Annotated in this window: 10 protein-coding genes; 4 read left to right on the top strand and 6 right to left on the bottom strand. The window is 39.9% G+C overall.

Annotation, left to right across the window (positions count from 1 at the left end):
* Positions 1–59 precede the first annotated feature (59 nt).
* Together MHI27_RS09320 and MHI27_RS09315 are read right to left on the bottom strand one after the other, a co-directional pair.
* On the bottom strand, positions 60–581 hold the full coding sequence (locus MHI27_RS09320) for a serine O-acetyltransferase (RefSeq protein WP_149644713.1): 522 nt from the start codon (positions 579–581) through the stop codon (positions 60–62).
* Between the two features lie 359 nt (positions 582–940).
* A complete protein-coding gene (locus MHI27_RS09315) occupies positions 941–4699 on the bottom strand; it encodes an alpha-L-arabinofuranosidase C-terminal domain-containing protein (protein WP_405176096.1) in 3759 nt (1252 codons plus the stop codon).
* Positions 4700–4956: 257 nt separating this feature from the next.
* Here MHI27_RS09315 and MHI27_RS09310 point away from each other — a divergent pair, with 257 nt between their 5' ends.
* Positions 4957–5541: a GNAT family N-acetyltransferase gene (locus MHI27_RS09310; RefSeq protein ID WP_405176095.1), complete on the top strand. Its 585-nt coding sequence runs from the start codon at positions 4957–4959 to the stop codon at positions 5539–5541.
* A gap of 88 nt (positions 5542–5629) precedes the next feature.
* On the opposite strand, the gene MHI27_RS09305 is transcribed toward MHI27_RS09310, so the two are convergent.
* Positions 5630–6067, bottom strand: a complete 438-nt coding sequence (locus MHI27_RS09305) for a MarR family winged helix-turn-helix transcriptional regulator (protein ID WP_081383065.1) — start codon at positions 6065–6067, stop codon at positions 5630–5632.
* A gap of 164 nt (positions 6068–6231) precedes the next feature.
* Entirely contained in the window at positions 6232–7269 is a 1038-nt protein-coding gene (locus MHI27_RS09300) for an NADH:flavin oxidoreductase/NADH oxidase (protein WP_405176094.1), read from the bottom strand.
* Positions 7270–7490: 221 nt separating this feature from the next.
* Here MHI27_RS09300 and MHI27_RS09295 point away from each other — a divergent pair, with 221 nt between their 5' ends.
* Positions 7491–7871 carry a VOC family protein gene (locus MHI27_RS09295; protein WP_341053525.1) on the top strand — a complete coding sequence of 127 codons (381 nt, stop codon included), beginning with the start codon at positions 7491–7493 and terminating at the stop codon, positions 7869–7871.
* Positions 7872–7902: 31 nt separating this feature from the next.
* On the opposite strand, the gene MHI27_RS09290 is transcribed toward MHI27_RS09295, so the two are convergent.
* On the bottom strand, positions 7903–8553 hold the full coding sequence (locus tag MHI27_RS09290) for a suppressor of fused domain protein (protein ID WP_076300815.1): 651 nt from the start codon (positions 8551–8553) through the stop codon (positions 7903–7905).
* Positions 8554–8612: 59 nt separating this feature from the next.
* The gene (locus MHI27_RS09285) at positions 8613–9689 is read right to left on the bottom strand and encodes an alpha/beta hydrolase family protein (RefSeq protein WP_405176093.1); all 1077 of its coding nucleotides are present in this window, start codon (positions 9687–9689) and stop codon (positions 8613–8615) included.
* Positions 9690–9868: 179 nt separating this feature from the next.
* Between MHI27_RS09285 and coaA the strand changes: the two genes are divergently transcribed.
* Complete coding sequence (gene coaA / locus MHI27_RS09280) at positions 9869–10804, top strand: type I pantothenate kinase (protein ID WP_405176092.1); 936 nt, start codon at positions 9869–9871, stop codon at positions 10802–10804.
* 161 nt (positions 10805–10965) lie between these two features.
* Positions 10966–11991: a glycosyltransferase family 8 protein gene (locus MHI27_RS09275; protein ID WP_405176091.1), complete on the top strand. Its 1026-nt coding sequence runs from the start codon at positions 10966–10968 to the stop codon at positions 11989–11991.
* The last annotated feature ends 76 nt before the right edge of the window (positions 11992–12067 follow it).

The following is a 12067-nucleotide window of genomic DNA, read 5'->3' as shown; positions in this document are numbered from 1 at the left end:
ATTATACCCTGTAACTTTTTAAAATAAAGCGATACCCTATGTAATAGAACATCCCGCCGTTATCTTGTATTCTCAGGTTTGGGTTCATCTCGCAAAATATTTCTGGCAGGAATCCCTACAGCTGAAGCATTATCCGGCACATCCTTAACCACAACAGACATAGCTCCGATATTAACATCGTTCCCCAACGTAATCGGGCCTAGTATCTTAGAACCTACTCCGATAAATGCTCTATCACCAATCACGGGTTCCCCTAAGTTATTTCTCCCCCCAATGGTCACTTGGTGAAAAATAGTAGCGTTGTTACCAATCACCGCTTTAGGACTAATGATAATGCCATTTAACCCATGTGGTAAATGAAGCGCATCACCAATTTGAGCCTCTGCATGAAGCTCTCCACTGGCAACAATTCGAACAAAAAGCACATCCATTATGCGATATAGGAGCCACAAAGGTTTGCGGATCAGGCCACTTTTCACCCGATAATACACCCAATTTCCAAAACGATAAGTAAACAAAGCCATAATCGTTTGTGGATTTTTTAGATTCGCCTTCCAGTCCGTTTTGAATGATTTCATCATTGTATCATCCTCCTATTGGGGCAAGATATGAACTATAATCTCGTGAAATGAAAGCATTAGTGTGGCAAGCATAAACGCCTTCGGCGTCCTTACAAGGACGGTAAGCGTTTAAGCGAGAAATAGAAGGATGATGTATAGCGTGAAACTTATACTTTCTTATATTTTGAAAAAATATTCTGGGAGGATCGCAGGATGGAGAGTCATTCGGGTGATTGTGCTTTCACCAGTGTATGTTAGATTCAGAGATTCATCAAGAAGTGGACAGTTCTCCCTATATAAACATCAACCGATTACAAGCCTTCCTAAACAACAACACGCGCCGAAGTATTATCGGCGCGCGCTGAATGCTATCTTTTCTATTAAATAAGATCCAGAACAATCACGTTCACAGAATGGGCAGCTAGATTTACAATTGCAGTGTCTTTATCAAACCTGATTTCCGTTTCAACTGGAGTAACCTTCTCATCATTTTTTCTGTTCACATTAGGTGTGTGAACTAGCGAAGCATCGCCCGTTAAAGTAATCCATTTACCGGTAGGAGCTACGTTTAAGCCTTTTAGATCAAGCTTCGTTGCTTTCTCTACACGATCCGCATTCACAAGCTTTACATAGAGATACTTATCATCTTTAGTAACGGAATTGTATACTTCTCTGTTATACGCTTCGAGCTTATAATCAAGCACTTTGCTTGTTGTCTTGCCATCTGTGTAAGAGCAAATCAAATGCTTGCCATCTGCTCCACCATAATTAACAGTGATGGTATATTCCGTATGATCCGCTAGCTCTTCATAGCAACTAGCTCTAAGGTTACCCGCTGCTGTACTAGAGGAATAATCGCCGAGTGTATAAGCCTCAATCCCTTGCTTGTACACCTTGACTCCTGTGGCATCGCCATTATAGCCAATCGCATATTCGATAACATCTTTATTTTCCGGTGAAATGTCTGTCAGACCTGCACCTACATAGAAGCCATCTTCGCCGGAAGCTTTTTCAAGAACGACCTCTACTTTATAATTAGTCCACGCGTCATTGAGAATATACAATCCATTCAGTCCGCTGTTCTGTGCCTTCAAGACTAGACCTTTGGAAGGATCAATCGTATATCCGGCAGAACCAGGAATGACTTTCCAAGCTTCATGCAGCGGCTGTGTAAAATCTTGCTCTAACATAACGCTGCCATCCGTATTCGAAGTAACCTTCACCCGCTTCACAACTACAGATGATTTTCCGGCAGCCACTTCAATTCCTCCGTGAGGAATGAGGTCTACCTTTTCCCCGTTGCGATATGTCGAGAACGATGTGCCAACCACTTTGGTGCCGAGATATTTAGCGTACAGCTGTTGAACATAGTAGTTCGGCGTGTACCATACAGTTTCATCATCAAACCAAATGCAATCTGGTGTCCATCTGTAGGTGCCATCTGTTAATACCTTATTGAACAAAGGTGCCGTTGCAGCTAGTCTAATCACATCAGAGTTATTCTCGAAGCTGGACATAATCGCTGCTTCAGCAATCGCTCCTGCCAAAGTATTTTTATCTGTCGAAGCATATTCACCCACAAAAACCTTCGAAGTTTCAGCCTCGTCCAAGCTGCCGTCTTCTTTATAAGCTCTGTAATAGTAATTGTAGCGATCCGCATTCTCTAACAAATACTCGTTGGAACGGTAGTAATGCTCGTCCGCAATCGTATCCATGTAGTTCTTTTGTTTCTCATACCAGGTAACCGTCTCTTCAATACTCGATGTTCCATCCGTGAAGCTGATCTGTTCCGAGCCCTGTAGATTTCCGCTTAGGAATTTCCAGCCTTGCTGATAGGCATCATCATCTGCTTGTGCTCCAACCGTAGAAAGAATGGTCAGTTCATGATCAGGGTAGTTTTTCACCATATATTCATCAATCGTTGTTTTAAAATACTCGAAGTTGGCAAAAAACTCTGTGCCCCAGTTTTCATTCCCCACACCCAAGTAACGCAGGTCAAACGCTGCTTCATGGCCCATCTTTTTACGCAAAGCGGCCCACTCGTTATTGTCAAAATCCATGCTAATCGCGAAATCAATCAGATCCGTAAAGTTCTTCACATAATAATCTCTTAACGCACCGCCAGCTGGATTCGCATAATCCGAACGAGCTTGACACAACACGCCGCAGGCCATAACCGGAAGTGGTGTTGCATTCAAATCTTCGGCTAATTGAAAATACTCCATATATCCAAGACCCATGGTCATCATATAGCCCCATACATTATAGTTCTCTTTGCGAAGCTCAATATCGTTGACAGACTCTTTCCAATCGTACACATTCTCCCAAATGTGAGAGCCTTCAGAAATACAGCCCCCCGGGAAACGTAAGAATGTAGGATGAAGATCAACAAGTGCATTCACTAAGTCTTTTCTTAATCTATAGTTCGAATTCCCCTTATAGTTAGCGTGAGCTGTAGCAGAACGTTCTTCTTCCCCAGCGCCCCAAACATCTTCCGGCATTAAGGAGACCATATCAATGGAAATCTCACCGTTAAAGGTTAACGCCAGCTGACCGAGTATAGTTTCAGATCCTGTTATTACATACTTAGAATCTACACCATATTTCTTCCAGTTACCGTCACCGTACACCTCAACTACCGTTGTATCGCTAATGGCTTTACCATCTTTGTCGAGCAATTGCAGGGTGATTGTTCCCGCTGCCTCAGCCTTCGCCCAAATCGTGAAGTTATACTTAGCATCCTTCTTAATAAACATTGAGCAGTGCTGATTGGAATCCGCAAAGCCTCTGTTATTGATCGTCGCGCCATCTGCCACTGTCACATAATGCGCATTCATATCTTTATCTTCGATTCCAAAGAAATCGTTCAAGCCGCCTGTATGATGAACAGTCATTTTGTCCGTGTCACCAGACCATGCATGCAGAGGTGTATAATTTCTTCCCGTTGAAGTCCCATGCACACCACATACATGCGAATAGCTGTCAAAAGCAAATGACTCAAAGGAACGATTCTGCACTAGCTCTGCATAAATTCCACCATCTGCCGCATTATTAATATCTTCATAGAATAGGCCATATAGAACTTCGCTAACATCCAAAATCTCATGGTTTCCATCGATCGTTAAGGTGTAGGGTGGCAAACCTTCTGGGAGCACAGACACGGTGAAACTCTTCTCTACTGTACTGTCACCTTTTTTCAAAACTGCTGTAAGCGTTACACCTTTAGCAGAATGGACGGTTTTATTTACAACTCCCGCATTAGAAATGATTGCTGAGTCACTGGATACCCAGGACACGTCAACTTTTCCACCCATGAGCGAAGCTGGTAATTCGATATCTTTGGTGATGATTGAACTAGTGAAGGTTAAATATTTATCTTTTGCGAGCTTAACGATCTCTTCATCTGTCAAAGACTCACACATAATCTCAATCACTTCGTCCTGCGTTAATCCCGCTTTATATACACGGAAGTCCGAAAGAGAGCCGCCAAAATCTACATCTGCAGCGTACTGGGACTTGCCGATCGTATTGTTACTATAATTCACTTGATCCTCAAATGTAGCAAACCACGTGCGTAGCCTAGCATATGTACCGCTAGAAGTCTGACTTATCATTCCATCCGCAACGATCTCACCATTGACATACATCACAGGTCCTGCACTGCTTAGTGTTCCACCTTTTGTTCCTGTGACCGCAAAGGCAACGTGCACCCATTCACCAGCAGCAAAGGATTTACCGGGATCTGCGACTAAATCTTCCCCCGCAAAACAAGTCCCCCTGAAATTACGCGTTAAAAAAATATAGGGTCCTGTCTCGCCTTTGCCGAAATCGAACAGTCTTTCCCATAAGCTCCCGCCAGTACTTACATGCATCCAAGTCGAGACAGTAAGGCCAGCTTGGTCGCTGACTTCTTTAAGAAGATCATCTGGCAAAGAAATATAGGATGTACCATGTTCTCCACCCACTAGTGAAACAACACTTCTACCCGCTACAGTCTGTATGGATGGCAGCTTAGTCCCTGAAGCGGTTCCATCGTTCCCATTCCCTGAGTAATCTTGACCCACATGATCGGGGTTATCAAACTTATAATGCGCTATCAAATTACCATTAATAGATTTATTACTGTTGTCATTGTTCATAGAAGATCACCTGTCATCTTTTGTATTAGAAATCATAAAAGCCTAACCAATCTACTGATTACTACGACAAAACCGCCCCATACGTGAATCATTTAACCTTTATACGAAACATAATAACACACTTTATAATCAATTAATATATTAACTAATTAATATTTTTGTGAAATAAAAGAAAACTTTTTTATAATTAAAAATTACCAAATAGACCCTTTTATTCATGATAAAATGAATTTGAATGTATGAAGGAGAGATGAAATATGAATAACCATGTAGGTTATGAAACAACAAAACGCGATTTATTTACAATTGAATGTAAAGATATCCTGTTACGAGAGTTTAGAGTGGAGGATTTAGACGAGTTTCACGCACTTACCACGCAGCCTGAAATCATAGAATTTCTGCCCGACTGGAATGTCCCTAAAGAACAACGGCTAGATTGGTTAATAAACTATGAAATAAAAGAAAACCAACAGTTTCTACAAGCGGTCTCAGCGGATGGAAATATCGGGGAGCTTCGTCTTCGTTTAGGCATTATTTTAAAAGAGACGAATGAGTTTATCGGTTGGTGCTGTACAGGAATGAAGGATGAATTACCCGCTCCGAACAGAGAAATCATGTATGCCATATCCAAGGATCATCAGGGCAAAGGGTATACCACACAAGCTGCCAAGGGGTTAATTAAGTATTTGTTTGAGCACACTTCTACCGATGTATTAAACGCTATTGCTCTGGTACACAATACACCCTCAAATAGAGTCATACAAAAATGTGACTTCGACTTAATGAATGAAATTACGATTGAAAATGAAAGCTATAATTATTACCAGCTTTCTAAGCGGTAATGGAATAAGAAATTCTCACGCAAAAAACCTCTGCATGGGAAATGGAGATACGATCCATTTACCTAAACAGAGGTTTTTTTGAGCTGACTCATGATTGCTGCTTCATACGAAGCATTTGCGCTAGAAGCTGTTCCACATCTTTTTCCGGGAATGCCGTCATTAGCGTGTCTTTAAAGGTTTCTTGTGCACGGATGAGCTTGGCCTCACCAATGGAGGTTAGGGAGGTATAAATACTTCTGCGATCACTGTCGCATGCTTTTCTCTCTAAAGCTCCGCAGCCCTTGGCTTCAAACCGGCTAACTAAACGTGAAACGGCACTTTGGCTTAAACCAACCATGGATTCAAGTTTCTGCAATTTCAGTTTTTTCTCTGGGGCTTCCGACAAGAATAATAACAAGTAGAACTCTTTTAAAGATAATCCATGATTCGCTTGCAAATTAACTTCTAATTCATTCGTCACATTCATTTGTATATGCGTTAACGTCAACCAATTCGCGATAAGGTCATTGTTAAGAATTTTGTCCATCTATCTCTTCATCTCCTGAGCGTATGACTATTCATGAATTTTTTCTTCTATATAATAGTACTACACTCCACATCCATTGTGCCAAGCTTAATCCAAAAAAGAGAAAAGACCGTTTCTCCAAGAAGTCGGTCTCTCCAAATGATTCCATTTAATTTCGTTATTCCTTAGCCTTTAATTCTAGGAAATCCAAAGGCATACTGCCGAGGAATACCAGGGTCTTGCTGAAGCTCAACCCCTGCCTCCAGCGTCCAATATGGATTTCTCAGCATCCCCCGACCAACTGCAACAAGATCTGCTTCCTCATTCCCAATGACTGCATTAGCAAGAGCAGGTTCATCCAATCTGCCTACAGCAATCACCGGTACATTCAAACCATATTTGATCTCTCTTGCCAAAGGAACTTGATACGCCGCATGTGTTCCTGGCTTGCCAGCAGCCGCGATAGGACCTTCACCACCTGCACTGATATGGAAAATATCTGCGCCAGCTTCTTTATAAGCTTTACCAAATGCCAAGCTTTCTTTAATGCCGTATCCGCCCTCTACATATTCTTGAGCTGAGATACGCATGATCAATGGCATTCCTTCAGGCATTTCACTTTTCGCTGCACGAATGATTTCAGTACCAAACAAGGTCAAATCTTGGCCATATTCATCTGTTCTTTGATTCGTTAGTGGTGAATGGAACTGATGAATAAGGTAACCGTGCGCACCATGAAGCTCGATAACATCAAACCCCGCTTGAATCGCACGCTTCACGCCTAACCGGAATTTTTCAACCATACCCTTCACTTCTTCAGTCGTTAAGGCACGTGGTGTTTTGGAGTCAGCATCAAATGGAACTTCAGAAGAGGATACAGGAACTGCTGCATCTTCAGCCTTACGACCAGCATGAGCAATTTGAATACCTACTTTTGCCCCATAAGCATGACAAGCATCAACAATTCTAGCCAATGCAGGTATTTGCTCATCGGACCAAATGCCAAGGTCAAAATCAGTAATTCGGCCATCAGGCTCTACATCGGTCATTTCAATAATAATTAATCCTGTTCCTCCAATGGCGCGGCTTACGTAATGATTATAATGCCAATCGGTAGCAATTCCGTCCTTGTTAGTCACTGAATACTGACACATTGGAGGCATAACCACGCGGTTCTTCAATTTCAAATCCTTCATTTCATAAGGGGTAAACAAGTTCTTCATGATATCTCTCCTCTTTATAAAAAACTAAATTTATTATGAACATTAAAAACATGTTTTAGCAGAAATTAATTAATGTATGCTCATGCATGTATATTATTATAGAATATCTATGGTGTCAACCATGAATGTCTCCTGCGGTTTAATAACTCCACGTATTGTTGAAATCTTTGTCGCAAGGTAATATATGGGTATCTATTTTCTTAGAAAGGATGAACTCACAAGTGGACAAAAAGCTTTTACAATCACACAGTATCTTTCCTACCCTGAATATTGAGCGCACCGCTGCTTATTACAATCAGTACTTAGGCTTTCAAGTTGTGCCCTATTTAGATACGGAAGAACCGCATGTTTGCCTCTATCGTGATGATACAGAAATTATCCTTACTCAATCCCAAGGACAAAGGGTTATTCCTAATCGAGAATTGTATGGCTATGGTTACGATGCCTATTTTATTACGAAACAGCAAGAGCAGTTGGAGAAAGAATTTGAAGCGGCTGGTGTTAACATTGTCCGAGCATTAGCAAACACCGACTATAATAACAAGGAATTTGTTATTGAAGATGTTGATGGGCGCTGGCTTGCTTTTGGGATTAAAGGATAAAAAAAACGGCCCTCGGCCGTTTTTCTTATTTTTAAAAGAGTCCAAAAATCTTCTTACAGCTATTTTTACGGGAAGGATTCAGAACATCGGTGACCCCAATCTTATTTAACTTATTAAGAAGTTCTTCCTCGCCATGCTTAACTTTATAATCTAACTCTTCTCCATAAAGCGGAATTAAAGTATAGAAGTGCACCACTTTCTCACTGTTCATTTCCAAATTAAAAAAACCAGCTGTATCTTCAACATCTGGCACCCACACAAACATCCCTTGAAATCCTGTATCCTCACTATAAGGCTTTACTGGATTACCGTTGACTAGCGTATGCCCCATATAGAGCCATGTATTATATTCATGTGGAAACCTAGCCGTTGTTTTTAGCGCACGAACTGGCCAATAATTTCTTTCGTCCTTAAAAGCCTCATCAGACAGCTTCCATGTAGGAGGAAGGCAAATCATTAATTCAGTAAATTGATATTCTTCTGCACCATCTGGAACCTGCATCGCAAATTCACTCATTCCTGATGTAATTAAAGTATAGTAATTCCGCTCAGGCGTCGGGTTAACAATTAGAATATCAATGGACAGAACATCTGAAATAACCTCTTTAAAAACATTATCAATAACCCCTATGTATTGTTCAATATGATTACATATTATCTGATGAGACTGAGCTGAATGCATTTATAATCCCCTCCCTTATATATGTTTATCGGTATAAACGAAGTGGATTTATTACTAGATTACAGAATTTCATCTCCACTGCCATTGATCACACAGAAATCACTATGATTATGACTAATGAATGTAGAATAAGCATTACCCTGATTCAATAGATGCTCCTGAAAAAAATTAGCGACAAGCTCATTTATCTGATTATGAATCCCACAAGTTCTATGATATAAAGTCTCGTCCTCCTCAAAAAGAGGCATATCACTAAAGGACATATGCGTTGCCTTTCGTATTTTCAAAAAAGACTTATATCCATTCCAATTCCGGAAAAGCTTCTCTTGTCCTTTGATGAAATCATTTGCTATTTTTTCCTGTAAAATAATGCTTAAGGATTCTAAAGTAGAAGCTTTTTGCCTTATTACAAGCAGGGGTACGGTATTCTTCACTTCATTCTCAATATATAAATGCATACTTGCATCTAATAAAACTGCGGCTTTAATTCTATCATCTTCCATAGTTAAATCTAATGCAGTAGCACCACCGATTGAATGTCCAACAATGCCAACCTTGTCCATATCCAAACTTTCCATTCTTGAATTCAGATTGGATAGGTGATCTAATACATACTTTATATCCTTTTTTCGAATAGAAATTAAGTGATGTAATTCGCTATAATCTGTAGCCTGTATTGTCCTCATGACCTCTGATTGATTCATAAATTCTCCACTTGGACTAACTGTAAACATGGCTTCATAAGCAGCACTGACGGTTACCACTATAAATTCTCGCTTTACCAGCGCTTGTATATTGTAAATATACATATCTCTATCTAAGCCTAGTGCAGGAGAGTAGATAATGACAGGATAGGATCGTTTAGATTTTTGTTGCAATGCTCCCTCGCTGATTGAGGTAGATAATCCATCTATGATATCCATATTCATTCCAATATCTTGTAGAATTTCTCTTGCTTGTTGTTCACAGGGCCGGAAAAGATCCATATATTTCATTTTAGATTCGTTGTTATCGAGCAAACCATCCGTATCCGAATAATAAATACTTATCACGATTTTTCTGGGCTCTGACTCTTCTTGGAACGTACCCTTGCGCGTGTAATCCGTTAATACTTCAACTTTTCGAAAAACTCCCATGGTTCCACTCCATTCTTCCTCGTTCACTATATTTTAATTTATTTTCCTATTTATTGAAATGAATTCTCCATAATGTCCATACTAATGTCGATTGCTATGAATGGAATCAAGTTGAATGAACGGTTATAATACCTAAGTGCAGGTGAATCTTTAAAAAACTCAGGGATGTGGAAACTTTAATGGTGAATAATTCAGCATATACACTTTATTTACGTGAGGATTGGAAGAAGCTAAGCGATTTCACCGCTATCCAATTATCAGAAGAAGAGCTTAGCGATATCCAAAGTATTAACGATAAAATTTCGATTGAGGATGTAAATGAGGTCTATCTTCCTCTGTCCCAATTGATACATTTGCAGCTTCAAGCCTCTCATACATTTAAAGATTCTATAAATCACTTTCTTAATAACGATCTTAAAAAGGGTCCATTTATCATAGGCATCGCCGGAAGTGTCGCTGTTGGCAAGAGTACAACCGCTAGACTTCTTCAGAAGCTCCTCTCTCAATTACCTTCTCATCCAAAAGTAGATTTAATTACGACTGACGGGTTCCTACTTCCCAATGCTGAGCTGGAAAAGCGTGGAATCATGAAGAAAAAGGGATTTCCTGAAAGCTATGACACACGTAGTTTAATTTCATTTTTAACTAAAGTGAAGTCTGGTATTTCGGGTGTTCAAAGCCCTGTATACTCGCATCTAACATATGATATCGTGCCAAATGAATGTATTGCGATCGAGAACCCGGACATCCTAATTGTTGAAGGATTAAATGTTCTTCAGACTAGTTTGACAATTAATCAAAGTATGCCAAACTATTTTGTATCTGATTTCTTTGATTTTTCAATTTATGTGGATGCTGATGTGAATAATATTGAGAAATGGTATATTGACCGGTTTATTAAGCTTAGAGATACCGCCTTTCAAGATGAGCAATCTTATTTTAAAAAATATGCACAGTTATCACTAGAAGAATCTATCGAGATCTCGAAAAGAATATGGAAAGAAATCAATTTTGAAAATTTGATACACAATATTTTGCCTACCAGAAATCGCGCAGATCTAATTCTATTTAAAAATAACAATCATCACATAGATCGTATTAAGCTGCGAAAATAAATAAGTGCTTTCATAAACCAAGCCTCTGATTTGCAGAGCTTGGTTTTTTTATGTGAAAAAAAATTGGGTGAATATCGTAGGTGTAATGCCTTTATCCTCTCGCCAGGGCAAACGTATACTGTGGTACATTCGTACACTAATGTAGAGAGAGGATAAATCAAATGATCGAAATTGCCTTGGCCTTTCAAGATAAGGATGGAAAATATGTAGAGCATGCCGGTGTCGTTTTAGCGTCAGTTTTTCATCATACAAGTTCCCCAATCCATGTTCATATTTTACATGATGCCTCTTTAACCGAAGTTAACAAGCGAAAGCTCGCCAGATTAACCACTAAACATCAGCATACGATTAGCTTTTATTCGATTACTTTACCCGAAGATATGCTCCAGGTTCTTGCCAATATTAAATCTATCGATATGTGGACACATGCAAGTATGTACCGATTGCTGCTTCCCGCGTTAATTCCTTCTGACAAAATTATTTATCTGGATTGTGATGTATTGGTAAACATAGACATCGCGGAGCTGTGGCAGGTCGAGCTGAATGAAAAATATTTAGGGGCGATTTGGGATCAGGGCATTATGGATGTTGCACCTATTGTGAGCGCCAAAGGGCTGAATCCCGAGATTTATTTTAATTCTGGAGTGATCGTATTTGCTTTGAATAATATCCGCCAGAATACGAACTGGTACCAAGAGATGCTGAACTTCTTGCGCACTTTCCCTGATGTCACCATGCCTGACCAGGATGTTTTAAATGCGGTTTTTGGAGCGAATTACCTCCCACTCGATATCCGTTTTAATTCATTTAACATGGCCATCCCAAATCATGACTATAATAATAAAATTGTCCATTTTGCCGGGGATGAGAAATGCTGGAATAAAGACTCCTCAGGATTTGCGCTATATCGCAAGTTCCTAAATTTAACCCCTTGGAGAGCTTTTAAAGCCAAATTAAAACGAAGAAGACGGAAGGTCAGCTATGTTAAGCGGCGGTTCATGCGAAAAAGTAATAGACGAATCATTTATAAACGTAGAATTAAAATTATTCGCACAAGAATCTCGCCCCTTTCGCTGTTTCAATTGAAATTAATTAGAACGATTAGGAGAAGAAAAGGGACAGTAATCAACACAAGAATTCAATATCAACGACGTATTAAACGTAAAAATACAGCCCCTATTAGATAGGGGCTGCAGAACTAATCAACTTAGATGTCTATCAGACTCGAATACGGCGTCTTTTTTTATGCCAGAACTTGATCCA

The sequence above is a fragment of the Paenibacillus sp. FSL H8-0261 genome, from assembly GCF_045040645.1.
Lineage (GTDB): Bacteria > Bacillota > Bacilli > Paenibacillales > Paenibacillaceae > Paenibacillus_AQ.
This window is presented reverse-complemented; position numbering and strand designations above follow the sequence as displayed.